This window comes from Streptomyces sp. NPDC028298 (genome assembly GCF_055565895.1).
On record NZ_JBVHTL010000007.1, the window covers coordinates 80,692 to 105,089 of the forward strand.

A 24,398-nucleotide genomic window follows, 5' to 3' on the forward strand; every position below is an offset into this window, starting at 1 on the left:
GCCGAACGACGCCTGACGCCGCCCCTGACACATCACCCGGGTGGCCGCCCGCAATACCGTGCATTCTCGGCACCAGTTCCACGACAGCGGGCGGCAAGGCTTCCCGGACCGGACAGTGTCCGGGGCCAGGCGTTCACGAGTCTCCCGGTCCGCAGTGCGCGACCCTCCCCCGCCACCACCCGCAGTATCAGCCCAGGGATCAACTCCATTTCTCAGAATGCGAGTTCACGAAGCAGAATCGCCTCACCAGGAAGCTTCGGTGGACTTGGTCCGCAGGTTGCCGCGCAGACGGCGGCAGCCTGATTCGCACTCCGCGCCCGCGTGTGGCCCAACTCCCGTGCCCAGGACCCAGGTCGGAGGGACAGGGCAGCCTCCGTGCGGGAGCCTGCGGAGTTCCGGGCCGCGCGACCAGCTCTCGTCGGCGACGCAGGGATGCGTGGGCGTGAACCGGACAGGAGCGTGTGGCCGGGGTCCCGGCCGGTAGGCGGGCGTCTCTAGGGTGTTGGCCGAGGAAGTCCACTGGCCGGTCCGGAGGTGTCATGCCCCAGCGCATGAGGTTGAGCGCGATAACCCTTGACTGCCCTGATCCGTTGGCACTGGCGGCGTTCTACCGGCAGGCCACCGGCCTCGAACCGCACCCGAAGTCGGACGTGGACTTCGCGGGTCTCAACCGTGAGGACGGACTCTTCATCGGTTTCCAGCGAGTGGACCGCTACCGGGCTCCGAGCTGGCCCGGTCAGAGCGTGCCGCAGCAGCTTCACCTCTGCTTCGAGGTCGAGGGGGACCTGGAGGAGGCCGAGGCCCGGCTGCTGGAACTGGGCGCGGGCAGGCCCAATCACCAGCCACACGCACCCAGGGCGCTCATTCTCACCGATCCCGCCGGACACCCCTTCTGCATCACCAAAGGCTGAGCGAGGGCGAAGGGGCCGCGAACCGGCCCGAATCATCGGCTCCGGGGACGAAAAAGACCCCGTCCCGGGCAACCGGGACGGGGTCTTCACAGAGCGCCGGGCAGGCCTTGCACCTGCATTTCCCCGCAGGAAGCGGGGCGTCTTTCCTTGGACCACCAACGCAACACCGACCAGCGCGACTTCCGCCGTTCAGCTCAAGATCAATCGTAGCAGGACGGCACACCGGGCTCCAGACCTGCGGAAACGTGCGGCGGCGCAGGGCGAAGGAGTGAGGGTGAACGCTGTCGCGGAGGTAGCGTTCAGCGTTCACCCTCGGGGGGGCTCAGGTGGTGGGCGGGTGTGGTGTCAGTTCGTGTCACGGGCCGGGGTGGTGGTGTCGCGGATGGCCTTGGCCACGGCCTTGTAGTCCTTCTTCAGGATCGCGTCGTGGTTGCTGGGGACCTTCGCGCTGATCTCGATGTTCGGGTTGCGGGCGGTCACCGCGTCCAGGGCGGCGCGGATCCGTTCCTGTTCGTCGCCCTTGCTTCCCAGGGACGCGCCGGAGGCGACGACGTAGCGCACCGGGACGGTGATGCCGTCCAGGACGGGGGCCAGTTCGCGTTCGCGGGCGAGCTTGCCGAGTTCGATGTTGGTGGCGGCCATCTGGTCGGCGTTCATCCGCGGGGCCAGGCCCGTGGGGCGCAGCAGCGGCAGGAACCAGCCCATCCTGCGGAACAGTTTCCGGATCCGCGCCTCCATGGCCTCGTCCAGCCAGTCGTAGGGCTGGGCGCCTTCGACCAGGACGGCGCCCAGGGCGCGTGCGGGGTTGCGGTGGGCCCAGTGGGCCCCGACGAACGCGCCGTAGGACCAGCCGGCCACCACCGCGCGGTCCACGCCCCGGGCGGCCAGGACGGCGTCGACGTCACGGACGGCGGCCTCGAAGGAGTAGTCCGCCGAGCGCCTGGATTTGCCTCGGGCGCGTTCGTCGTAGGTGATGTGGCGCCATCCGGGGCCCAGTTCGGCGATGACCCGCCGCCAGTAGCCCTGGGTGGCGAACTGGCCGTTGAGGTAGAGGACGGGGATGCCGGGGCCGCCGGTGTCGGTGACGGCGAGGGCGGTGTCGTCGACGGGGACCATGCCGGTCCATGTCGTGCCGTTCGAGGGGGTGTTGTTCCCGTTCCCGTTCTTGGTCTTGTTCTTGGTCATGAGGGTTCTCCTGTGTCGGTGGGTCGTCTGTCGGGTCGTAGGGGGTCAGAGGCTGCGGGCCGTGATGTCGCCTCGGGCGGTCGTGGCGTGGATGTCGAGTGCGGTGGTGCCGTCGTTCTTGAGGGTGTTGGCGATGCGGCCGGTGCCGGTGTCCGCGGCCAGGGCGGCCGAGACGCCGGGGGCGGCGGTGACGGTGATGTCGCCGAGTTGGGTGTCCAGCGTGAGCGTGCCGCGTACGGCTTCGGCGATACGGATGTCGCCGCGGGCGGTGCTGATCCGTGCGGGGCCATCCAGCCGGCCGACCTCGACGTCGCCGTCGCTCGCGGTCAGGTGCAGGCTCGCGGCCTGATCGATCCGGATGTGACGCCAGGCGCCGTCGAAGGCGATGTCGCCGAGGCGTCCCTCGCAGCGCAGTTCGGCACTGGCGGTCCTGGCCTCGACGCGGGAGCCGGCGGGGAGCCGGACGGTGACGTCCAGGGATCCGGCGGCGCCGAGGAGGCCGTTGCCGGTCTTGGGGGCGGTGATCCGCAGGACGCCGTCGGCGCAGGTGACGGTGGTCCGCTCGGCGGCCTTGGTGTCGCGGCTCTTGGCGGGGTCGGCGGGCAGGACCTCGACGGTGGTGTCGGTGCGGTCAGCGGCGATGAACCGGACGCGTCCGGCGGGGAGGTCCAGGACGGCGGAGACCGGGGCGGGGGTGGTGAACGTCTGCATCGTGCGCTCCTTTGCTCAATGTCGTTTCTGACATTGGAAACGCTACGTTGCTTTCCAACTTCGGGCAACATAGTCGTTGCATAAAAATGGCGTCTTCGCAGGTAGTTGTGGTGAAAATGTTGCAACCGGTCAGAGGGTAACGCAACATCCCTCGACTCGATCATTGCAATGGGTGAGAGGTGAACGCTATAGTGAGCGGGTCCAGGGACCGTTGCGAGGGATCACCGAGGAGACCGCGATGCCGGGAGGCAGACTCACCCAGCAGGAACGCCAGCAGATCGCGCTGGGGCTGGCCGACAGCCTCCCCTACGCCGAGATCGCCCGGAGCCTGGGCCGTCCCACCTCGACGGTCACGCGGGAGGTGATGCGCAACGGCGGTCCCACCGCCTACCGCGCCCATCTCGCCCACCGCGCCACCGAGCGCCGCGCCCACCGGCGCAGGACCTCCCCCGCCCGCGGGACGGAGGCGCCTCCCCTGGCGCACGGACGCGACGCCGAGGCGGTGGCCGAGTACGAGGAGACGTTCACCACCGTCCTCATGGGCTCGGGCATGCCCAAGATCCCGGCCCGGGTGCTGACGTGTCTGTTCACCTCCGACGCGGGCAGCATGACCGCCTCCGAGCTCGCCCAGCGCCTCCAGGTCAGCCCGGCGTCCATCTCCAAGGCCATCACGTTCCTGGAGAGCCAGAGCCTGGTGCGCCGGGAGCGCGACGAGGGGCGCCGCGACCGTTACGTCGTCGACAACGAGCTCTTCTACCAGGCGACGATCGCCAGCGCCCGGGCCAACGACGAGGTCGTCAGGACCGCGCGCCAGGGCGTGGCCGTCCTCGGCCGTGACACCCCCGCCGCCGTCCGCCTGGAGAACGTCGCCCGCTTCCTCGACTTCATCAGCGAGAGCATCACCCGCGCCGCCGAACAGGCCCGCGAGGTCCTCCACGCCGGTCCCAGGACGGCCCCGCAGGACACCGCGACGGAGGACGCCGACCACGGCTAGCGCGGGCCGGCCGGCAGGGCGCTCAGTGCTGTACGGCGAGTCCGGGGCGGTGGCGCAGCATCGCCTCCAGGACCGCCTCGGGCGGCACCGGCAGGGTGTTCGTGGTCATGTTGGCCGGGCCGAAGCCGAGCCGTGCGTTCATGGACGCGGTGCCGCGGACGAGCCGGGGCGCCCGGGCCAGATAGGCGTCCGGGTCGTGCAGCACCAGTTCGATGAACCGCTGCGAGGTGTTGCGCACCCGCTGCTCGCGTATCCGTACGGCGGCTATCTCCTCCCAGCCGAACCGGCCCAGGCTGACGTGGTCCACTCCCGTGTCGTCCAGCACCAACTCCGGCCGGCCGCGGAGCAGTCGGCGGCCGATGAGCACCGAGCACAGCCCGAAGAACGGCACGGCCAGCGCCCCGGCCACCGTCATCTTCACGTCGCTGTGGGCGGCCAGGAAGCCGACGCCCGCGGCGACGAAGACCAGCGAGCCGGCCAGCATGGCCCACACGCGGCCCTTGGCGAGCGGGTAGACCGTCGGGGGCAGGGGAACGCCGTCATTGATCACGGGCTCAGACGATAGGACCGGAGCCCTGGCCGACGGAAGCCCTTTATCGCAGGCCCTCCGTACGCAGGCCCTCCGTGCGCAGACCCTCCGGTGCGCAGACCCTCCGGTGCGCGGGCCATCCGGTGCACAGACCCTCCAACGCACAGGCTCCGGTGCGCGGGCCGTCCGGTGCGCGCACCTGCCCGTGTGCGGGCCCCGTTCAGGTGCGGGCGCGGCCGACGCGGATGTCGCCGTGACCGGTGCGGGCGCGGATCCTCACGGTGTCCTCGGTCCGCTCTGGGGGCCCGGAGGCGGTGAGGGTGTTGCGTACCCGGCCGGAGCCCGCGCTGATGTCGAGCCAGGCGGCCGTGCCCTCGCGGACGCCGACCTCGACGGCGCCGTGCGCGGTCTCCAACCGGACGGCGCCACGGACCACTTCGTCCACGCGCACGGTGCCGTGGGCGGTGGTGGCGGTCACCGAGCCGGCGGCGCGCCCGATCTCGATGTCGCCGTCGGCGTTGCTCACCCGCAGTTCGCCGGTCGCGGTGTCGACGCTCGTGCCGCCGTGGGAGTTCCTCAGCACGGCGGGGCCCTCGATCAGGCCGACGCGCAGGCTGCCGGTGCTGGTGGTGATCTCGGCCTTGCCCTCGACCCGTTCGACGGTGACCGAGCCGCGCGCGGCGGTCAGGTGCAGCGGGCCGGTCGTGGACAGGCGGGTGTCGCCGGATGAGGTCTTCACCCGGACCTCGCCGAACCGGCCCTCGCCGAGGACCTGGGTCAAGGCCCCGCTCACGTCGAGGTGGGAGCCCGTGGGCAGTTCGACCGTCACGTCGACGGTGCCGGGGCGGCCGAACCGGCCGGAGCGGGGCGTGCGGATCGTCAGGGCGCCGCCGGTGTGTCCGACCTCGGTCCGCTCGGCCGTCCGCGCGTCGAGGCTCTTGTCAGGGTCGCGGGGGCGTACCTCGACGACGGTGTCGGTGCGTTCGGAGGCGGTGAACCGGATGGAGCCGGCATCCACGCGCGCCGTGACCTCGATCGCGTCGGGGGTGTCGAAAGTAGGCATGGCCGCCCCGTCCTCCGGGTCTTCAGGTCCCGAGTCCCAAGGCCCAGGTCTGGGATCTCAGGTCTCAGGCCTTCGGGTCTCAGGTCTTCGGGTCTCAGGTTTTCAGTGGTCCCGCTGGTGGGGCGGGTGGTGTGTGAGGTGGTGCGGGCGGATGCCCGGGAGGGGCGGGGTCAGCGGACCCAGCCGGTGAAGCTCTGTCCGGCCCGGGCCCGCTCGGGGGCGCGGGTGCGGGGGCCGCCGTCGACCGCGCCCGCCACCGCGCGTACCAGCCAGGCGTTGACCGACAGTCCCTCGCGGCTCGCCGCCTCCTCGGCGCGTGCCTTGAGGTGGGCGGGCAGCCGCAGGTTGACGCGGGCGGTGCCGCCCTCGTCGCCGTCGGCCGGGGCCGGGGCCCTGAAGGGCTCGGTGAACTCGGCCGGTTCCGTGGCGGGCCCGTCGTCGGCGGGGGGCAGCGTCACCACGAAGGCGGGGTCCAGGCCGCGCAGCCGTACGTCGACCGAGCCGGGCGCGAGCTCACGGGTGATCTCGTCCATCGCGGCGGACAGGACGTTGAGCATGACCAGCCGGGTCGCCGACTCCAGCGGGGCGGTCAGCCGCTCGGCCAGCTCGCCCGCTTCCTTGCCGCCGGCCTCGGCGGCCACCGCGAGTTCCCGGCGGAGAGTGTCGACGTACGGCGTGAGATCCATGGCGCCATAATCGCATCACTGTGGCACCACGCACAAGCAGCAGGCCCGGCAAGCAGGGGTGCGCTCCCCCTGCGGGCCTTTCATCTGCGGGAACGTGAGGGGCCGTCCGGGACATCGTGGCACCATGCGCGAGCCGCTGATGGTCGTGCCCCAAGTGCTCTGCGGGCGGCGGGAGTTCGGGGGCCGCCTGGCCGGTCCCGGGTGTCAGTCGACGGGGTCGACGCCGGCCCGCAGCAGGCCGTAGGTGTACGCGTCCTCCAGGGCCTGCCAGGACGCGGCGATGACGTTCTCGGCGACGCCCACCGTGGACCACTCGTGCGCCCCGTCGGTCGTGGAGATCAGGACCCGGGTGGTGGACTCCGTGCCGTGCCGAGATTCCAGGATGCGGCCCTTGTAGTCGACCACGCCGAGGCGGGCGAGCTGCGGGTAGATCTGCTCCAGGCCCACGCGCAGGGCGCGATCCAGGGCGTTGACGGGGCCGTTGCCCTCGGCGGCGGCGACGATGCGCTCGCCCTTGGCCCACAGTTTCACCGTGACCTCGCTGGCGTGGCTGCCGTCGGGGCGGTCCTCCAGGATGGCCCGCCAGGACTCGACCCGGAAGTAGCGCAGCGGCCTGCCCGCGACCTCGGCGCGCAGCAGGAGTTCGAAGGAGGCGTCGGCGGCCTCGTACGTGTAGCCCTGGAGTTCGCGTTCCTTGACCCGCTCGACGACGCGGCCGACCAGTTCGCGGTCGCCGCCGAGGTCGATGCCGAGTTCCTTGCCCTTGAGCTCGATGGAGGCGCGGCCGGCCATGTCGGAGACGAGCATCCGCAGCCGGTTGCCGACGAGTTCGGGGTCGATGTGCTGGTACAGGTCCGGGTCGATCTTGATGGCGGAGGCGTGCAGGCCGGCCTTGTGCGCGAAGGCGGAGACACCGACGTAGGGCTGGTGGGTGGAGGGGGTGAGGTTGACGACCTCGGCGATGGCGTGGGAGATGCGGGTGGTCTCGCGGAGCTTGCCCTCGGGCAGGACCCTCATGGCGTACTTGAGTTCCAGCGCGGCGACCACGGGGAAGAGGTTGGCGTTGCCGACCCGCTCGCCGTAGCCGTTGGCGGTGCACTGCACGTGGGTGGCGCCCGCGTCGACGGCGGCCAGGGTGTTGGCGACCGCGCAGCCGGTGTCGTCCTGGGCGTGGATGCCGAGGCGGGCGCCGGTGTCCGCGAGGACCGTCTGCACGATCGCCTGGACCTGGGCGGGGAGCATGCCGCCGTTGGTGTCGCACAGCACGGCCACGTCGGCGCCTGCCTCGTGCGCGGCCCGCACGACCGCCTTCGCGTAGGCGGGGTTGGCGCGGTAGCCGTCGAAGAAGTGCTCGCAGTCCACGAACACCCGGCGGCCCTGCGCCACGAGGTGGGAGACGGTGTCGCGGACCATCTCCAGGTTCTCCTCCAGCGTGGTGCGCAGCGCCAGTTCCACATGCCGGTCGTGCGCCTTGGCGACCAGCGTGATCACCGGGGCACCGGAGTCCAGGAGTGCCTTGACCTGGAGGTCCTCGCTCGCCGTGGCGCCGGCCCTGCGGGTGGCGCCGAAGGCGACGAGCCGGGCGTGCTCGAGGTCGAGTTCGCTCCGGGCGCGGGCGAAGAACTCGGTGTCGCGGGGGTTGGCGCCGGGCCAGCCGCCCTCGATGAAGCCCACCCCGAAGTCGTCCAGGTGCCGCGCGATGGCCAGCTTGTCCGCCACGGTGAGGTTGATGCCCTCGCGCTGCGCGCCGTCGCGCAGCGTCGTGTCGAAGACGTGGAAGAGATCGCCGAGTTCGCCGGTGACGTTCCCGGTGTGTTCGCTCACGCTGATACTCACGCCGATCGTCTCCTGTTCGGGATCTCGGTCCACCGGGATGGCCGGCTGCACCGTCCATCTATGGCCCCTCGCGCTCGCTTCCCGGTCGAGGATGGGCACAGGGCGCCGGGGCCGAAGGGCGGCGGGCCGGGGGTCATTGGGGTGGGTTGCCGTGTTTGCGGGAGGGCTGGGGCACGTATTTGGTGCGCAGGACGGCGAGGGCGTCGATGAGCCGGACGCGGGTCTCGGCGGGGTCGATGACGTCGTCCACCAGGCCGCGTTCGGCGGCGTGGTAGGGGTGCATGAGCTGTTCCCGGTACTCCTTGATGTGCTGTTCGCGGGCGAGGTCGGGGTCGGCGGCGGCCGCGATCTCGCGCCGGAAGACGACGCCCGCGGCGCCCTCCGCGCCCATCACCGCGATCTCGTTGCCGGGCCACGCCAGTGACAGGTCCGAGCCGATGGAGCGGGAGTCCATGACGATGTAGGCGCCGCCGTAGGCCTTGCGCAGGATGAGCTGGATCCGGGGGACGGTGGCGTTGCAGTAGGCGTAGAGGAGTTTCGCGCCGTGCCGGATGATGCCGCCGTGTTCCTGGCCGACGCCGGGCAGGAAGCCGGGCACGTCGACCAGGGTCACGAGCGGGATGTTGAAGGAGTCGCACATCTGCACGAAGCGGGCCGCCTTCTCGCTGCCCTTGATGTCGAGGACTCCCGCGAGGGCGGCGGGCTGGTTGGCGACGATGCCGACGACGTGGCCGTCGAGCCGGGCCAGGGCGCACACGACGTTGGGTGCCCATGCCTCGTGCACCTCGAAGAAGTCGCCGCTGTCGACGAACTCCTCGATGACCTCGCGCATGTCGTAGGCGCGTTTCCCGTCGCCGGGCACCAGGTCGAGCAGGGCCGGGGTGAGCCGGTCGGGCCGGTCGGCGGTGGGCTCGGACGGCGGCTGTTCGCGGTTGTCGGCGGGCAGGAAGGACAGCAGGTAGCGGACGTCGGCGAGGCAGCTCTCCTCGTCGTCGTAGGCGAAGTGGGCGACTCCGGACAGGGTGGTGTGGGCGTCGGCGCCGCCGAGTTCGTCGTGGCCGATCCTCTCCCCGGTGACGGCCTGCACGACGTCGGGGCCGGTGATGAACATCTGCGAGGTGCCGCGCACCATGAACACGAAGTCGCTCAGGGCCGGGGAGTAGGCCGCGCCGCCCGCGCAGGGGCCCATCATCACGCTGATCTGCGGGATGACCCCGGAGTTGCGGACGTTGCGCTGGAAGATGCCGCCGTAGCCGGCGAGTGCACTCACGCCTTCCTGGATGCGTGCTCCGGCGCCGTCGCACAGGCCCACGATCGGGGCGCCCGCCGTGGCGGCCATGTCCATGATCTTGTGGATCTTCTCGGCGTGGGCCTCGCCGAGGGAGCCTCCGAAGATCCGGAAGTCGTGGGCGTAGGCGAAGACGGTACGGCCGAAGACGCGGCCCCAGGCGGTGACGACGCCGTCGGTCCAGGGGCGTCTGTCCTCCAGGCCGAAGCCGCTGGCCCGGTGCCGGCGCAGTCCTTCGATCTCGGTGAACCGGCCTTCGTCGAAGAGGAGTTGGAGGCGTTCGCGGGCGGTGAGCTTGCCCTTGGCGTGCTGCGCCTCGGTGGCCTCGTCGCTGGGTCCTCGGCGCATCCGGGCGCGTACGGCGGCGAGTTCGGCGACCGTGCCGCGCCGCTGCCCGACCGGTGTGTCGTCCAGGGCGGTCATCGTTCCCCTTTCCGGCCGTCGTGATCAGCCGTCCGTGCGGTGGGCCGACCGTCAGGTTCCGTCAGGGCGCTTGAAGGCGGTTGGAGCGCCGGACGACGATCGCCGGGGGGCGCGCCGGGGGCTCCGGCGGCGCTCGAGTTCTCCTCGAGTGCGGCGTGCGACGCTCGCGGTCGTGAGCTCCGATGCGGACGGTCAAGAGCCTTCTTGGAGCGCCGAAGGGCCCGCCGGCGTCCCCACAATCCCCCGAGGGCGCCGGTGGGTCTCCCGTCCGTCCGCCGACGGAGGGAGGCCGGCGGTGGCGGGTCGGCGGGTGCGGTCCGAGCCGCGGGTGGTGCCGGAGCGTGGGTTCTGGTGGTGGCGCCGTCGAGATTCGGTCGCTTCGGCGTCCGGGGTCCTGCCGTCCGAGCTGTGGCTTTACGAGCACAGGTCACCCCGTGGCGCATATTGGCGCCACTAATGGGTCGTCATGGCACCACGGGTGTGCCACAGTGGGGCCACGCAATCGGAGCGACGCCGGGCACGGCGTACGACACGAAGGAGCCCCCCACCATGTCGATCACCCTCAACGACCAGGACAAGCTCACCCTGCGCACCGCCGCCTACGGGGCCGTGACGCTGATGGCCGCGGCCGCCGGCGCCGACTCCCCGCACAAGGTGGCCACCCAGGGCAGCATCGCCCTGACCACCGGCACCGGGCTGGTCGGCCATGTGCTGGCGGAGAAGTCCTCGGTCGGGGACATGAGCGGCAAGTCCGCGGCCGAGATCGCCGACCGTGTCCTGCCCGCTCTGACCGCCGCCATGCAACTGCTGAAGAAGCTGGCCCCCGAGGAGGCCGACAACTTCCGCGGCACCGTCCTCGTCGCCGTCGAGGCGTCCGCCCGTACCTCCAAGGGCGAGCCCGGCCCCACCCTCACCGCGACCGCCAAGAAGATCACCGCGGCCCTCGACGCCGCCTGACCCACCGGCACCGGTACGCCTTCGGCACCGCTCCCGCTGCACACCCTGGCTCCGCCGGAGAACCCTCCGGCGGAGCCGCCGTCTTCGCGCCCCCTCTTTGCCGTGTCCCGCCGGCGGGACACGGCAAGCCGCCCGTGAACTTCCCTGTCCCGGTGCCGAGTTGTCTTGAACCACTCCCCCGCGTGCGTGAGCGTGGGAGTCATCCAATGCCGTGACAGGCGCAGCGGAACGAGGGGGCACACGTGGGACACACCGGCACGGACACGGACGTGGTGATCGCGGGCGCCGGGCCCACGGGCCTGATGCTCGCCTGCGAACTGCGGCTGGCGGGCGCCGAGGTGATCGTGGTCGAGCGGCTCGCGCAGCGCTCGGGCGAGTCGCGGGCCGGCGGGGTCCACTCGCGCACCCTGGAGGTGCTGGACCAGCGCGGCGTCCTGGAACGCTTCCTGGCGGAGGGCGAACTGCAGCCGGTGGGCCACTTCTCCGGCCTCTACCTCGACTTCGACGAGTCGGAGTCGCGCCACCCCTACCCGCTGATGATCCTGCAGTCCGCCATCGAGCGGCTGCTGGAGGAATGGGCCCTCGAACTCGGCGTGCGGGTGCGCCGCGCGTGCGAGGTGAACGGCATCCGCCAGGACGAGACCGGTGTGACGGTGGAGACCGGCGGGGCGGCGCCCGCGGTGCTGCGCGCCCGCTACCTGGTGGGCTGCGACGGCGGGCGCAGCACGGTGCGCAAGCTGGCGGGCATCGACTTCCCCGGCACCGAGGCGACGATGACGGCGCTGATCGGTGACGTCGAACTGCCCGATCTGCCCGAGGACTACGTCTGGGTGCGGCGCACCCCGGCCGGTGACTACTCGGCGATCGCGTTCGAGCCGGGCTGGCACCGGGTGATCACCTCGGAGTTCGACCGGGTCGCGGACCGCGAGGAGAGCGTGACGTTCGAGGGGCTGCGTGCCTCCCTGATACGGGTCGCGGGCACCGATTTCGGCATGCGCAACCCCCGGTGGATCTCCCGGTTCAACGACGCGGCCCGGCAGGCCGACCGGTACCGCGACGGGCGGGTGCTGCTCGCGGGCGACGCGGCGCACATCCACTTCCCGGCCGGCGGGCAGGGCCTGAACATGGGCGTGCAGGACGCGGTCAACCTCGGCTGGAAACTCGCCTCGGTGGTGCGCGGCCTGGCGCCGGAGAGCCTGCTGGACACCTATCACGCCGAGCGGCACCCGGTCGGGGAGCGGGTGCTGCACAACACCCGGGCGCAGTCGGCGCTGGTGCGCCCCGGGCCGCAGACGGACGCGCTGCGCGAGATATTCGGTTCCCTGATGGTGTTCGACGAGGTCAACCAGTACCTGCGCCACCTGCTGACGGCCCTGGACATCCGCTACCCCCTCGACGGCGACCACCCGCTGACCGGGCGCCGGGTCCCCGACGCCGACCTGAAGGCGTCCGGGGGCGCCACCGGGGTCCACGAGCTGCTGCACGCCGCCCGACCGGTCCTGCTGGACCTGTCCGGCGACGCGGCGACGGCGGCCGTCGCCGCGGGCTGGGCCGGCCGCGTGGACGTCGTCGAGGCGCGCGCCGAGGACGAGCAGTGGATCGTCCCGGCCCTCGGCGAGATCCCCGCCCCGGCCGCGGTCCTCGTCCGCCCGGACGGCCACGTCGCCTGGGCGGCCGCCGCCGGCACGGTGCCCGACGCCGCCGCGCTGCGGACCGCCCTCGAAACCTGGTTCGGCCCGGCCCTCGCGGGCTGAACGGCCTTCGCCCGAAACGAACGGCCGACCGCTCCCGCTCCGGCGGGAGCCGGCCGTGACGACCCCACGAAGGGAACACACCGACCGTGAACAGCACGTGGTTGCGACGCTTCACCACGACGGCCGCAGACGGACCGATCCTCGTGTGCTTCCCGCACGCGGGGGGCTCCGCGACGGCGTTCAAGGACCTGGCGCGCGTCCTGCACCCGGACGTCGACGTGGTGTCCGTGCAGTATCCGGGCCGCCAGGACCGCTACCGCGAGGAGCCGTTCACGGCGCTGGAGCCGCTCGCCGAGGCGGTGACCCAGGAGCTGGCCCGTGAACTGGCCGCGGACGGGCGGCCGTACGCCCTGTTCGGGCACAGCATGGGCTCGCTGGTGGCGTTCGAGACGGCCCGCCGGCTCGCCGCGCGCCAACTGCCCGCCCCGCAGCGGGTGTTCTTCTCCGGCCGGGGCGGCCCGGACCTGCGCGACAGTGCCTACGACCTCTACGACGACGCCGACATGCTGGCCGAGGTGCGCCGGCTGGGCGGCACCGACCAGTCCATGCTGGAGGACCCCGACATCCTGGAGCTGGTGCTGCCGGCGCTGCGGGCCGACTACCGCATCCTGGGCACCTACCGCGGGCCCGTCGGCGGCGGGCCGCTCACGGCCCCGGTGACCGCGCTGATCGGGGACAGCGACCCGATCGCGACGGTCCAGGACGTCCACTCCTGGCGCGAGCACACCACCGGCGACTTCCGGGTGGAGGTGTTCCCCGGCGGGCACTTCTACCTCTTCGACCAGCTCGACCGGGTCGCCGCCGCCGTCACGGAGGGACTTCTCACGCGGGCCGCCGCGTCCTGACCGCAGGGGGACATCCAGCAGGCGGAGCCCGGGGCGGCCCGGGCTCCGCCTCGTGGCCGTGCCGCGCTCAGCGGGTGAGCCCGAGCTGGCTGGTGGCCGCGTCGACCGTCTGGGCCAGCAGGACCGCGATGGTCATGGGGCCGACGCCGCCGGGGACCGGAGTGATCAGGCGGGCGCGGGTGCGGGCGGTGTCGAAGTCGACGTCGCCGACGTTGCCGGGGTTGTATCCGGCGTCGATCACGACGGCCCCCGGCTTGACGTCCTCGCCGCGGATCAGGCGCGGGCGTCCCACGGCCGCCACGACGACGTCCGCCTCGCGCACGGCCGCGGCCAGGTCGGCCGTCCGGGAGTGGCAGTAGGTGACGGTGGCGTCCCGGGCGAGCAGGAGCATGCCGACGGGCTTGCCGAGGATCGCGCTGCGGCCCACGACGACGGCGTGCCGGCCCGCGAGGTCGACGTCGTACTCGTCCAGGAGCCGCATGATGCCGCCCGGGGTGCACGACGCGAAACCGGGCAGTGCGAAGCTCATCGCCGCGAAGGAGCTCGTCGTGACCCCGTCGACGTCCTTCTGCGGCGCGATGGCCTCGAACGCCGCCCGCTCGTCGATGTGCGGGCCCACGGGGTGCTGCAGCAGGATGCCGTGCACGCCGGGGTCCTGCGAGAGCGACCGGAGCTTCTCCACCAGCTCGGCGGTCGTCGTGCCGGCCGGCAGGGCGACGAGCCGGGACTCGATGCCCGCCTTCGCGCAGCGGGCCCGCTTCATGCGGACGTACGTCACCGACGCCGGGTCCTCACCCACCAGCACCGTTGCCAGGCAAGGCGTCACGCCGGTCCGGCGGGCAAGCTCCGCCGCCCTGGTCGATGTCTCCTCGACGAGGCGCCGGGCAGGGCCGGTGCCGTCCATGAGCTGGGCTGTCCGGGTCGGGGACATGGTCGCCTCCAGGCGTCGCTGACCACTCGCCCAGGCGCACGGCATCGACCGATCGGTCGGGCCGCTCCCCGGTGGTGCTCCACCTCAGCGCCAGTCACGGCCCGCACGCCACTTTAGTGGACGCCCGTGCGCCGCTCATGAACGCAGGATCAAAGGTGCCCGCTCAGGTGCAGGCCGCTCAGGTGGTGGTGTTCGCTCAGGCGTAGGTGTGAAAGCCCCGGCCGGACTTCCTGCCCAGCAGGCCGCCCTCGACCATGCGCAGCAGCAGCGGCGGCGGCGCGTACAGGGGCTCCTTGAACTCCTCGTACATGGCCTGGGCGATGGAGACGGTGGTGTCCAGGCCGATGAGGTCGGCCAGGCGCAGCGGGCCCATCGGGTGCGCGCAGCCCTGTTCCATGCCCTGGTCGACGACCTCGGCGGTGGCGAGGCCCGACTCGACCATCCGGATCGCGGACAGCAGGTAGGGGAAGAGCAGGGCGTTGACGAGGAAGCCAGCCCGGTCCGGGGAGGCGATCGGTTTCTTGCCCAGGGTGTCGCGGACGAAGGCCAGGGCCCGCTCGGCGACCGCCTCGTCGGTCAGGACGGAGGAGACGAGCTCGACGAGGGGCAGTGCGGGCACCGGGTTGAAGAAGTGGATGCCCAGGACCTGGCCGGGGCGGCGGGTCGCGGCGGCGAGCCGGACGACGGGGATGGAGGAGGTGTTGGTGGCCAGGATCGCGTCCGGGTCCTCGACGGTCTTGTCGAGGGCGGCGAACAGCTCCCGTTTGAGCTGCTCGTCCTCCTTGACCGCCTCGATGACCAGTTGGCGGTCCGCGAGGTCGGCGAGGTCGCGGGTGAACGACACCCGGGCCAGCGCCGCGTCGCGTTCGGGCGCGGTCAGTTTGCCCTTGGCGACGCCCCGGTCGAGGGATGCGGCCAGCCGTTGCGGCGCGCCCGCCAGCGAGGCCTCGGAGAACACCGCGACCTTCACGTCCAGTCCGGTCTTGGCGCACAGTTCGGCGATGCCGGTGCCCATGATGCCGCTGCCGGCGACGCCGACCCGCTCGATGCCGGCGCCGGCCGTGTGTGTGGAGAAGGTCATGCGGGGGTCCCCCAGTTCAGAAGTGTCGCTCCGATCGACATGCCGCCGCCGAAGCCGGCGAGCAGGACCAGGTCGCCCGCCTGGAGGGCGCCGGTGCGGTGGGCCTCGTCCAGGGCGACCGGTACGGAGGCGCTGCCGACGTTGCCGTAGCGGGTCAGTGTGCGGTGGGTGTGCGCGGCGCCCAGTCCGGTGCGCTCGACGACCTCGCCGAGCATCACGCCGTTGGCCTGGTGCGGTACGAAGTGGTCGACGGCCGCGATGTCGACGCCGGCCCGGGCGGTGAGGGCCAGGAGCGCGGGCGGGACGTGCTCGGCGACGAAGTCCCGTACGCCGCGGCCGTCCATCTTGAAGTAGTGGCCGCCCTCGGCGACGGTCGCCGCCGAGGCGGGGCGGCGGCTGCCGCCGGCCTCGACGCGGATCAGGTGGTGGGCGTCGCCGCGGCTGGCCAGGTCGGTGGCGATGATCCCGTGCGGGTCGGGGACCGTTCCGACGACCGCGGCGCCGGCGCCGTCGGCGAACAGGATCGCGGTCCTGCGGTCGGTGAAGTCCAGGATCCGCGAGTAGACGTCGGCGCCGATGACCAGGATGCGGGCGTCCGGGTTCACGGTCACCAGGCTGTGGGCCAGCGCCAGGGCGTAGACGAAGCCGCTGCACACGACGTTGACGTCGAAGCAGGCCGCGCCGTAGGCGCCCAGGCCGTGCTGGACCAGGTAGGAGGTGGGCGGCTGCGGGAAGTCGCCGGTGGAGGTGGAGACGATGATGTGGTCGATCTGCCCGGGGCTCAGACCGGCCTGGTCCAGGGCGCGTTCGGCGGCCCTGACGGCCAGGTCGGAGGTCGCCTCGTGCTCGGCGGCGTAGCGGCGGGATCTGATCTGCGTCTTGCGTTCGATCCACTCGGCGGTGACGCCGACGCGTTCGGCGACCTCCTCGTTGCCGACCTCGTGCTTGGGCAGGTAGGAGCCGGTGGAGAGTATGCCGATGCCCATGTCACGACACCCCGGTGTGGTCGGGTGCGCCCGGGCGCAGCGGGTTGAGGCGCTGGACGCCGATCTGCTCGCGCAGGGCGGGGTCGGTGACGCCGAGTCCTTGTTCGGGGGCGAGGCACAGGACGCCGACCTTGCCGGTGTGCCTGTTCTGCTGGACCAGCCGTGCGGCCTCGCCCACGTCCGCCAGCGGGTAGACCTCGGAGAGGATCGGTGCGAGGTGTCCGAGCCGGAAGAGCCGGTTGCACTCGGCCTGTTCCTGGAGGTTCGCGGCGTGACTGCCGATGATCCGCTTGAGGTTCATCCACAGGTAGCGGTTGTCGAAGTGGTGGTCGTAGCCGGTGCTGGAGCCGCAGGTGACGACGGTGCCGCCCTTGCGCACGACGAACACGGAGATCCCGAAGGTGGCCCGGCCGACGTAGTCGAAGACGACGTGCGGGTCCTCGCCGACCTGCCGGCGGATCTCGCGTCCGAGCCGTTTGCCCAGCTCGATGGTGCGCTCGGGGGTGAGCGCGTCGTCGCCGCCCAGGCCGATGTCGTTGCGGTTGATGATCACGTCGCAGCCCAGGCGGCGCAGTGCCTCGGCCTTGTGTTCGGAGCCGACCACGCCGATGGGGATGCCGCCCGCGTTCTTGACCATCTGCACCGCGAACGCGCCGAGGCCGCCGGTGGCGCCCCAGATGAGGACAATGTCGCCCTGCTTGATCCGGGCGCCGTTGTCGCCGACCAGCATCCGGTAGGAGGTCGCCGCGGTCAGCAGGACGCCGGCCGACTCCTCCCAGGTCAAATGGGCGGGCTTGGGCAGGAGTTGGCTGGCGCGGACCACGGCGTAGTGGGCGAGGCCGCCGAAGTTGGTCTCGTAGCCCCAGATCTTCTGTCCCTGTCCGAGCATGGCGTCGGCGTGCGTGGCCGGTTCCTGCTCGTCGACCTGGACACAGCTCACGACGACGTGGTCGCCCGGCTTCCAGTGCCGCACCCCGGCCCCGGCGCGTACGACGACGCCGGAGGCGTCCGAGCCGACCTGGTGATGAGGCAGGTCGTGCCGGGCGGCCCAACCTCCTTGGCGGGCGCCGCGCTTGAGGAACTCGAAGGTGGGGACCGGCTCGAACGTCGCCGACCACACGGTGTTGTAGTTGATGGAGCTCGCCATGACGGCGACGACCACCTCGTCCGGCGCGATGTCCGGCATGGGGACCTGCCCGACGTGCAGCGACTTGCGTACGTCGTTGTCCGCGACGCCGTCGAACATGCCGAGGTCCGCGGTCAGGAGGTGCGCCGCCTCGTAGGTCGAGGGGAGTTCGTGCCGCCCGATCTCGTCGGGGCCGGCCCCGGAGAGCAGGGCCTGTGTCAAAGAGTCCATGGATTCCTTCGCCTTCGCCTTCGCCTTCGCCTTCACCGTGCCGAACCGCGTCGGGGACCTCCGGCGTCAGAGGACCGCGCCCTCCTTCGTCCGCCTGCGCAGGCTCGGCCTGCTGGATCGGCCGAGGTCCTTCCACATGTCCGACAGGCCGGTGATGGTGCGTGCCGCGAACAGGCGGCGGATGGACACCTCCTGCTTGAGCTCGGCCCGGATCAGGCCGACCAGCCGGATCGCGCGCAGCGAGTTGCCGCCGAGGTCGAAGAAGTCCTCGTCGATGCCGACCCGGTCCAGCTCCAGCACCTCGGCGAACGCCTTGGCGAGGATCCGTTCGGTGTCGTTGCGCGGTGCGCGGTAGGTGTCCGGTTCGGCGACGGGCTCGGGCAGGGCCGCCCGGTCGAGGCGTCCGGACGCCGTCACCGGCAGATGGTCCAGCACGGTGAACAGGGCCGGGACCACGGACTCGGGGAGCCGTTTCGCGGCGAAGGCGCGCAGCTCGTCGCCGGACACGGCGTGGCCGTCGACCGGGACGACGTAGGCCACCATGCGCTGCTGCCCGGCCGCGTCCGGTTTGACGGCGACGGCCGAGTGGGCGAGGTGGGGGTGCTCGGCCAGTACCTCCTCGACCTCGGCCGGCACGACGCCGGCACCGCGTATGTCGGCCTGGGCACCCGCGTCGGCGACGTGCTCGATCCGGCCGTCGGCGCACCACCGCACCCGGTCGCCGGTGCGGTGCATCAGGGTGCCGGGCGGGCCGAAGGGGCAGGGCACGAAGCGCTCCGCGGTCGGTCCGGGGCGTCCGAGGTATCCGCGCGCCGTGCCGGAGCCGGCCACGTACAGCTCGCCGGTGACACCGGCGGGGACGGGTGCCAGGCCCGGGCCTAGGACGTGGAGGCGGGTGTGGTCGGCGGGGCGGCCGAGGGTGCCCGGCCGGTGCTCCGGCCGGTCCGCGCTCAGGCGGTCGGTGGCGGCGAACCCAGCGGCTTCCGTGGGGCCGTGGCCGGTGACGATCGTCGTGTCGGGGCAGGCCTGGCGGACACGGCGCAGCGCGGCCGCGGGGACGCGGTCGCCGCCGGTGAACACCTCGCGCAGTGCGGCCAGGGAGGCGGGCCGCTGGGCGGCGATCGCCGTGAACCGGCCGGCGGGCAGCCACACCGCGGTGACGCCGTGCTCGGCGTGGGCCCGGGTCAGTGCGTCCGCGTCGAGTTCGCCGGGGGGAGCCACGACCACGCGGCCGCCGCCCAGCAGGGGCGCCCACAGTTCGAGGGCGAGGGCGTCGGAGGTGGCCGGGGTGTGCCACAGCACGGTGCCCCGTGCGGCGCCGTGCCAGGCGCGGTCCAGGACCAGCCGCACCAGGGCGCGGTGGGTGATGCCGACCGCGGTGGCGGCGCCGGTCGTCGAGGTGGGGCTCACGGCCACGAGGTTGTCGGGGTGCGGGAGCCCGGTGGTGGCCGGGGCGGCATCCGCGGCGGTGGCCGGTGCGGCACCGTCGGCGGCGGCCGGGGCGGTGGCTGTGGCGGCCGGGGCGGCGGCTGTGGCCGGTGCCGCCGTGGCCGGCGCCGTGGCCGGCGCCGTGGCCGGCGCGGTGGCCGACGCGGTGGCCGACGCGGTGGCCGACGCGGTGGCGGCCGGTTCGGCGGCGGCTGTGGTGGTGAGGTCGGCCAGTACGAGGGCCGGGAGCTCCAGGCCGGTGGAGAGGGCCTGGGCGGTCGCGGCGTCGGTGAGCAGGGCGTGTGCGGCGGCGTCACCGGCCACGAGCTTGGCCCGTGCCGCGGGCAGCGCCGGGTCCAGGGGCAGGTAGGCTCCGCCGGCCTTCACCACGCCCAGCAGGGCGACGGCCAGGTCCGCCGACCGCTCCAGCGCGACGGCCACGACCGTGTCGGGCCCGACGCCGCGTGTGCGCAGCGCGTCGGCCAGACGGCCGGAGCGCTCGTCCAGTTCACGGTAGGAGAGGGTCAGGTCGCCGGACTGGAGGGCGACGGCGTCGGGGGCCGATGCCGCCTGACGGGCGAAGAGTTGAGGGACCGTCAGGGCGGGAAGCGGTGCGCCGGTGTCGTCAGACCCGGTCAGCACCCGCTCGCGCCCGGCACCGGTGAGGACGTCGAGGGAGCCGACCCGCTGGTCCCCGTCGGCCGCCACCGCGCGGATGTGCTCGATCAGCTCCTCGCCGATGAACCGCAGTTCCGCCCGGTGGTAGAGGCGTGCGGGGGCGTCGAGGCGGATGTAGAGGTCGCTGTCGGCGCTGCCGTCGCTGTAGACGCCGATGGACAGTTCGTCGAAGGAGCCGGTGGTTCCGCCGAGGTAGCGGGCCGGGTGGTCGCCGAAGCGGAGCTGGTCGACGAACTCGACGACGTTCATGACGGCGCCGAAGCTGCCGCGGTCGCTCAGGGCGGTCCGGCTCGCGCGCTGGATGTCCGAGTAGTGGCAGGCGGTGTGGCCGGAGATCTCGTACGTCTCGTCGCCGATCGCGTCGGCGAGGTCGGTGAAGGTGGTGTCCAGCGGGACCTTCACGCGGACGGGGACGACGTTCACGGCGAGGCCGGGGGTGCGGCTCGCGACGCCGACGCGGTTGCCGACGGCGAGGGAGAGCAGGAACTCGGGGCGGTCGCAGCGGTGGCGGAAGAAGACGGCCGCGGCGGTGGTCAGCAGGGTGGAGGTGAACACGCCCATCGCCTTCGCCGCCCGGGTCCAGGCGTCGGCCTCGGCGCGCGGGACCGTCAGGGTGCGGCTGACCATGCCGATGGGCTCGGTCAACTCGCCCCAGCGGTCGGCGTCGCTCATCGGCTCGGACAGCGCGGCGCGGTCGGCGTCGGACAGGGCGACGCGCGGGATCCGGGCGGGGGCGGGCGCGTCGGTGAGGTAGTCGCGCCAGAACGCGGTGTCCTCGGCGAACTCCTGGGAGGCGAGGTAGCCAGCGGCCTCGGTGGCGAACGGTTCGGCGTCCCACGGGTGCGGCAGGGCGGGGACCTGCTCGCCGCGGGTCAGTGCCGTGTAGACCTCGGCCAGGCGCCGGGAGAGCAGGCCGCCGGTGCCGAACCCGTCCGAGACGAGGTGGTGGTAGGCGATCACCACGAGGGAGCGGTCCGGTGCGAGGGTGATGACGCCCATCCGGAACAGCAGGTCGTGTCCGAGGTCGAACGGCTTGCGGATCAGGTCGGCCAGCGCCTCGCGGGCCGCCCGCTCGGGGTCCGCCTCGGCGGACAGGTCGAGGTGGAAGGGCCGCCAGTCCCCCAGTGCGCGCGGCGCGAGACGCAGTCCCTCGCCGTCGTCGGCGAAGGTGACGCGCAGGACCTCGGCCTCCTCCAGCACGTGCAGGAACGCGGATTCCATGACGGCCGCGTCGAGTTCACCGGCCACGTCCCACATGGTCAGTGCGTGGTTCAGTGTGTCGGCAGACATTTCCTCCGCCAGCCACAGTCCTTTATGCGCGGACGAAGCAGCGAATGCACGCACACGGATCAACCCCTCAGCAAACAGGTCCGGGAATCGGAGGAATTCGCAGATCACCCCACCTTCACGGAAGGTGAATCGGCAGGTCAAGACAACTTGGTACGGGGGCGGGACAAGCCTGTCGGGGGCTTGCGGTGTCCCGCCGGCGGGACATTCCTGCGGAGTTTCCGGCAGCGGGACTTTCCCCGGGTGACGCGTTTTCGCGCGGGCGCGGCGGCGCCCGCGACGCGGTCGATCGCCCGGCGGACGCCGGCCGGCCGGGCGGTCAGCGTGTGCCGGGTGCGGCCAGCGAGGAGACGATGTGCCGGGCGATCAGCCGCGGTGAGGGATGGCGCAGCACCACGTTCGGGCGCAGCTTCAGGCCGGTGGAGGCGGTCAGGCGTTTGCTCAGGTCCGCCGACAGCATCGAGTCGAAGCCGATCTTCGTGAACTCGCCGTCGGGGTCGATGGATTCGGTGGAGGGGTGGCCGAGGACGACGGCGACCCGTTCGAGGACGTGGTCCAGGACGAGGGCCTGGGCGTCGTCGGGGACGAGCGCCACGAGCCGCTGCGGCAGCGGAACTTGCTGGTCGTCGGCCGCCTGAGGCGGTTCTGTCGGGGAAGCCTGTGCGGCCACGGCGGCGGTGGGTGCGGAGCTGAGCCAGTACCGCTGCCGCTGGAAGGCGTAGGTCGGCAGGTCGATCTGCCGGCGGGTGGTGAACAGGGCGGACCAGTCGACGTCTCCGCCCCGGACGTGGAGCGCGGCCAGCGAGGACAGGACGGCCTCCGTCTCGCCCCGGCCGCGCCGCGAGGAGGACAGCACGAGTGCGTCGTCCAGGTCCTCGGTCATCTCCTGCACGGGGACGGTCAGCACGGGGTGCGGGCTCATCTCGACGAAGACCCGGAAGCCGTCCGCGGCCATCTGGCGCACGGAGGATTCGAAGCGGACCTTCTCGCGCAGGTTGTTGTACCAGTATTCGGCGTCCAGCCGCGCGGTGTCGATGATTTCGCCGTACAGGGTCGAATAGAAAGGCAGTTCCGACGATTTCGGGCTCACGTCGGACAGGGCGCGGATCACCTCGTCCCGTACCCGGGTCACCTGGTGCGAATGCGAGGCGTAATCGACCTTGATGCGCTGGGCCTGGCGGCCGTCGGCCTTCATCTTCTCGATGAATTCGTCCAGCGCGTCGGGTTCTCCGGACACCACGACCGCGCGGGGTCCGTTGACCACGGCGATACCGATGCGGTCGCTCCACGGCGTCAGGTGCTGCTGCACCACCGTCTCGGACTCGGCGACGAAGGCCATGCCACCGTGTCCGATCAGTTCCACCAGGGCCTTGCTGCGCAGCGCCACGATCTTGGTGGCGTCCCGCAGGGACAGCGCGCCGCACACGTGGGCGGCGGCGATCTCGCCCTGGCTGTGTCCCACCACCGCGGACGGCTGGACGCCCCAGGACCGCCACAGGGCGGCCATGGACACCATCACCGAGAACAGCGCGGGCTGCACCACGTCCACCCGGTCCAGTCCCGGCGCGTCCGGCACGCCGCGGATGACGTCGAGCAGGGACCAGTCGGTCCACTCGGCCAGGGCGTCGGCGCAGGCGTCCATGCTCCGCGCGAAGACGGGGAAAGCGGCGTACAGTTCGCGGCCCATGCCGGCCCACTGGGAGCCCTGGCCGGGGAACATGAAGGCGACGGAGCCGAGGCGGCCGGCCGTGCCGTCGACCACCGCGGCGGACTCCGTGCCCTGGCTCAACGCGCCCAGTGCGTCCAGGAGTTCGTCCTTGGTGCGGCCCAGCACGACCGCGCGGTGCTCGAAGCGTGAGCGGTTCGCGAGCAGCGACCAGCCGGCTCCGGCGAGGTCCGGTCCGGTGCCGGCGGCGGCGAAGTCGCGCAGTCGGGCCGCCTGCTGGCGCAGGGCTCCTGCGGTCTTGCCGGACACGGTCCACGGGATCAGGCCGCCGACGACGCCCGCGTCGTCGCGCTCGTCGTGCGGGTCGTGCGGGTCGGGCTGTTCCTGGGGCGGGGCCTCCTCCAGGACGATGTGGGCGTTGGTGCCGCTGACGCCGAAGGAGGACACCCCGGCCCGGCGCGGGCCGTCCGTCTTCGTCCACGCGCGTGCCTCGGTCAGGACGCGGACCGCGCCGGCGGACCAGTCCACGTGGCGCGAGGGTTCGGTCACGTGCAGGGTCTTGGGCAGGTGGCCGTGGCGCAGGGCCATCACGGTCTTGATGACGCCGCCGACTCCGGCGGCGGCCTGGGCGTGTCCGAGGTTCGACTTCAGGGAGCCCAGCCACAGCGGCCGGTCCTGGTCGCGGCCCTGGCCGTAGGTGGCCAGCAGTGCGCCGGCCTCGATGGGGTCGCCGAGCACGGTGCCGGTGCCGTGGGCCTCGACGAGGTCGACCTCGGCGGGGGTGACGCCCGCGTTGGCCAGGGCTTTGCGCATCACCTTCTCCTGGGCGCGGCCGTTGGGGGCGGTGAGGCCGTTGCTGGCGCCGTCCTGGTTGACCGCGCTGCCGCGTACGAGGGCCAGCACCGGGTGGTTGTTGCGGCGGGCGTCGGACAGCCGCTCCAGGAGCAGTACGCCCACGCCCTCGGCCCAGCCGGTGCCGTCGGCGCCGTCCGCGAAGGCCTTGCAGCGGCCGTCGGGCGAGAGGGCGGCCTGGCGGGAGAACTCGACGAACATGGCGGGTGTGGCCATCACCAGTGCCCCGCCGGCCAGCGCCAGGGAGCACTCGCCCGAGCGCAGGGACTGCACCGCCATGTGGAGGGCGACCAGCGAGGACGAGCAGGCCGTGTCGACCGACACGGCGGGTCCGGTCAGGCCCAGTTCGTAGGCGACGCGGCCGGAGGCGACGCTCAGGGCGCTGCCGTAGAGCAGGTAGCCCTCCAGGTCCTTCTGGCCGCCCTCCAGGAAGCGCCAGCCGTACTCGGAGGAGCTGACCCCGGAGAAGACGCCGACCTCGGAGCCGCGGACGTCGGCGGGGACGATGCCGGCGCGTTCGAAGGCCTCCCAGGAGGTCTCCAGCAGCAGGCGGTGGTGCGGGTCGACGGCGAGGGCCTCGCGCGGGCTGGTGCCGAAGAAGTCGGCGTCCCAGCCGGCGACGTCGTCCAGGAAGCCGCCCTGGTCGGTGTAGGCGTGGCCGGTGGCGTCGCGGTCCGGGTCGTACACGTCGCGCCATCCGCGGTCCGTGGGGAAGTCGCCGATGACGTCGCGGCCCTCGCGGACCACGTCCCACAGGTCCTCGGGGCTCCGCACGCCTCCCGGGTAGCGGCAGGCCATGGCGACCACGGCGATGGGCTCGCCGCGGCCGGCCTTGAGGGCGTCGTTCTCCTGGCGGAGGCGGTCGCGTTCCTCCAGGAGCGTGCGCAGCGCCCGCTGGACCCGGTCCGCGCCGTCCGCCGCGCGTTCCGCGGAATCGGTCATGACACTCT

The 24,398-nt window shown here is 72.3% G+C and carries 18 protein-coding genes and 1 riboswitch; of the genes, 5 read left to right on the forward strand and 13 right to left on the reverse strand.

The features are described from left to right. The first annotated feature begins 539 nt into the window (after positions 1–539). Positions 540–911 (forward strand): VOC family protein, encoded by a 372-nt coding sequence (locus ACZ4TO_RS28865; RefSeq protein WP_385048341.1) that lies wholly within the window; start codon positions 540–542, stop codon positions 909–911. Positions 912–1,256: 345 nt separating this feature from the next. Here the strand turns inward: ACZ4TO_RS28865 and ACZ4TO_RS28870 are convergent, their stop codons facing one another. After that, positions 1,257–2,096, reverse strand: a complete 840-nt coding sequence (locus ACZ4TO_RS28870; protein ID WP_451076019.1) for an alpha/beta fold hydrolase — start codon at positions 2,094–2,096, stop codon at positions 1,257–1,259. Between the two features lie 45 nt (positions 2,097–2,141). Next, positions 2,142–2,807 (reverse strand): DUF4097 family beta strand repeat-containing protein, encoded by a 666-nt coding sequence (locus ACZ4TO_RS28875; RefSeq protein WP_468025624.1) that lies wholly within the window; start codon positions 2,805–2,807, stop codon positions 2,142–2,144. A gap of 238 nt (positions 2,808–3,045) precedes the next feature. Here ACZ4TO_RS28875 and ACZ4TO_RS28880 point away from each other — a divergent pair, with 238 nt between their 5' ends. Beyond that, entirely contained in the window at positions 3,046–3,801 is a 756-nt protein-coding gene (locus ACZ4TO_RS28880) for a helix-turn-helix domain-containing protein (protein ID WP_468025625.1), read from the forward strand. A 22-nt stretch (positions 3,802–3,823) separates the two neighbouring features. Here the strand turns inward: ACZ4TO_RS28880 and ACZ4TO_RS28885 are convergent, their stop codons facing one another. The 5 genes from ACZ4TO_RS28885 to ACZ4TO_RS28905 all read right to left on the reverse strand — a co-directional run bounded on the left by ACZ4TO_RS28885 (position 3,824) and on the right by ACZ4TO_RS28905 (position 9,626). Then, positions 3,824–4,351, reverse strand: a complete 528-nt coding sequence (locus tag ACZ4TO_RS28885; protein ID WP_382778203.1) for an STM3941 family protein — start codon at positions 4,349–4,351, stop codon at positions 3,824–3,826. A 199-nt stretch (positions 4,352–4,550) separates the two neighbouring features. Then, positions 4,551–5,393, reverse strand: a complete 843-nt coding sequence (locus ACZ4TO_RS28890; protein ID WP_468025626.1) for a DUF4097 family beta strand repeat-containing protein — start codon at positions 5,391–5,393, stop codon at positions 4,551–4,553. A 170-nt stretch (positions 5,394–5,563) separates the two neighbouring features. Further along, positions 5,564–6,079 carry a hypothetical protein gene (locus tag ACZ4TO_RS28895; RefSeq protein WP_468025627.1) on the reverse strand — a complete coding sequence of 172 codons (516 nt, stop codon included), beginning with the start codon at positions 6,077–6,079 and terminating at the stop codon, positions 5,564–5,566. A gap of 204 nt (positions 6,080–6,283) precedes the next feature. Further along, positions 6,284–7,915 (reverse strand): citramalate synthase, encoded by a 1,632-nt coding sequence (gene cimA / locus ACZ4TO_RS28900; protein ID WP_385048358.1) that lies wholly within the window; start codon positions 7,913–7,915, stop codon positions 6,284–6,286. Between the two features lie 133 nt (positions 7,916–8,048). Next, positions 8,049–9,626: an acyl-CoA carboxylase subunit beta gene (locus ACZ4TO_RS28905; protein WP_468025628.1), complete on the reverse strand. Its 1,578-nt coding sequence runs from the start codon at positions 9,624–9,626 to the stop codon at positions 8,049–8,051. 549 nt (positions 9,627–10,175) lie between these two features. Here ACZ4TO_RS28905 and ACZ4TO_RS28910 point away from each other — a divergent pair. From ACZ4TO_RS28910 to ACZ4TO_RS28920, 3 genes are all read left to right on the forward strand, one after another. Next, a complete protein-coding gene (locus ACZ4TO_RS28910) occupies positions 10,176–10,583 on the forward strand; it encodes a hypothetical protein (protein WP_451076027.1) in 408 nt (135 codons plus the stop codon). Between the two features lie 242 nt (positions 10,584–10,825). Beyond that, a complete protein-coding gene (locus tag ACZ4TO_RS28915) occupies positions 10,826–12,337 on the forward strand; it encodes an FAD-dependent monooxygenase (protein WP_468025629.1) in 1,512 nt (503 codons plus the stop codon). A gap of 86 nt (positions 12,338–12,423) precedes the next feature. Then, entirely contained in the window at positions 12,424–13,182 is a 759-nt protein-coding gene (locus ACZ4TO_RS28920; protein ID WP_468025630.1) for a thioesterase II family protein, read from the forward strand. A gap of 67 nt (positions 13,183–13,249) precedes the next feature. Here the strand turns inward: ACZ4TO_RS28920 and ACZ4TO_RS28925 are convergent, their stop codons facing one another. From ACZ4TO_RS28925 to ACZ4TO_RS28950, 6 genes are all read right to left on the reverse strand, one after another. Beyond that, positions 13,250–14,113 (reverse strand): bifunctional 5,10-methylenetetrahydrofolate dehydrogenase/5,10-methenyltetrahydrofolate cyclohydrolase, encoded by an 864-nt coding sequence (locus tag ACZ4TO_RS28925; protein WP_451076029.1) that lies wholly within the window; start codon positions 14,111–14,113, stop codon positions 13,250–13,252. Between the two features lie 21 nt (positions 14,114–14,134). Beyond that, a riboswitch (ZMP/ZTP riboswitch) is annotated at positions 14,135–14,221 on the reverse strand. Positions 14,222–14,309: 88 nt separating this feature from the next. Next, positions 14,310–15,194, reverse strand: coding sequence for a 3-hydroxybutyryl-CoA dehydrogenase (locus tag ACZ4TO_RS28930; protein WP_468025631.1), 885 nt, complete (start codon positions 15,192–15,194; stop codon positions 14,310–14,312). After that, a complete protein-coding gene (locus ACZ4TO_RS28935; protein WP_468025632.1) occupies positions 15,191–16,180 on the reverse strand; it encodes a 3-oxoacyl-ACP synthase III family protein in 990 nt (329 codons plus the stop codon). The genes ACZ4TO_RS28930 and ACZ4TO_RS28935 overlap by 4 nt, the downstream gene beginning before the upstream one ends. A 1-nt stretch (position 16,181) precedes the next feature. Continuing rightward, on the reverse strand, positions 16,182–17,537 hold the full coding sequence (gene ccrA / locus ACZ4TO_RS28940; RefSeq protein ID WP_468025633.1) for a crotonyl-CoA carboxylase/reductase: 1,356 nt from the start codon (positions 17,535–17,537) through the stop codon (positions 16,182–16,184). 66 nt (positions 17,538–17,603) lie between these two features. Further along, entirely contained in the window at positions 17,604–21,041 is a 3,438-nt protein-coding gene (locus tag ACZ4TO_RS28945) for an AMP-binding protein (RefSeq protein ID WP_468025880.1), read from the reverse strand. A 208-nt stretch (positions 21,042–21,249) separates the two neighbouring features. Continuing rightward, on the reverse strand, positions 21,250–24,390 hold the full coding sequence (locus tag ACZ4TO_RS28950) for a type I polyketide synthase (protein WP_468025634.1): 3,141 nt from the start codon (positions 24,388–24,390) through the stop codon (positions 21,250–21,252). Between the last annotated feature and the right edge of the window lie 8 nt (positions 24,391–24,398).

Excerpts from the sequence above, each read along its gene's own strand:
- ACZ4TO_RS28875 (WP_468025624.1), bottom strand. The coding sequence starts at position 2,807 with ATGCAGACGTTCACCACCCCCGCCCCGGTCTCCGCCGTCCTGGACCTC.
- ACZ4TO_RS28930 (WP_468025631.1), bottom strand. The coding sequence starts at position 15,194 with ATGACCTTCTCCACACACACGGCCGGCGCCGGCATCGAGCGGGTCGGC.
- ACZ4TO_RS28880 (WP_468025625.1), top strand. The coding sequence starts at position 3,046 with ATGCCGGGAGGCAGACTCACCCAGCAGGAACGCCAGCAGATCGCGCTG.
- ACZ4TO_RS28935 (WP_468025632.1), bottom strand. The coding sequence starts at position 16,180 with ATGGGCATCGGCATACTCTCCACCGGCTCCTACCTGCCCAAGCACGAG.
- ACZ4TO_RS28950 (WP_468025634.1), bottom strand. The coding sequence starts at position 24,390 with ATGACCGATTCCGCGGAACGCGCGGCGGACGGCGCGGACCGGGTCCAG.
- ACZ4TO_RS28910 (WP_451076027.1), top strand. The coding sequence starts at position 10,176 with ATGTCGATCACCCTCAACGACCAGGACAAGCTCACCCTGCGCACCGCC.
- ACZ4TO_RS28870 (WP_451076019.1), bottom strand. The coding sequence starts at position 2,096 with ATGACCAAGAACAAGACCAAGAACGGGAACGGGAACAACACCCCCTCG.
- ACZ4TO_RS28865 (WP_385048341.1), top strand. The coding sequence starts at position 540 with ATGCCCCAGCGCATGAGGTTGAGCGCGATAACCCTTGACTGCCCTGAT.
- ACZ4TO_RS28895 (WP_468025627.1), bottom strand. The coding sequence starts at position 6,079 with ATGGATCTCACGCCGTACGTCGACACTCTCCGCCGGGAACTCGCGGTG.
- ACZ4TO_RS28905 (WP_468025628.1), bottom strand. The coding sequence starts at position 9,626 with ATGACCGCCCTGGACGACACACCGGTCGGGCAGCGGCGCGGCACGGTC.
- ccrA (WP_468025633.1), bottom strand. The coding sequence starts at position 17,537 with ATGGACTCTTTGACACAGGCCCTGCTCTCCGGGGCCGGCCCCGACGAG.
- ACZ4TO_RS28925 (WP_451076029.1), bottom strand. The coding sequence starts at position 14,113 with ATGTCCCCGACCCGGACAGCCCAGCTCATGGACGGCACCGGCCCTGCC.
- ACZ4TO_RS28890 (WP_468025626.1), bottom strand. The coding sequence starts at position 5,393 with ATGCCTACTTTCGACACCCCCGACGCGATCGAGGTCACGGCGCGCGTG.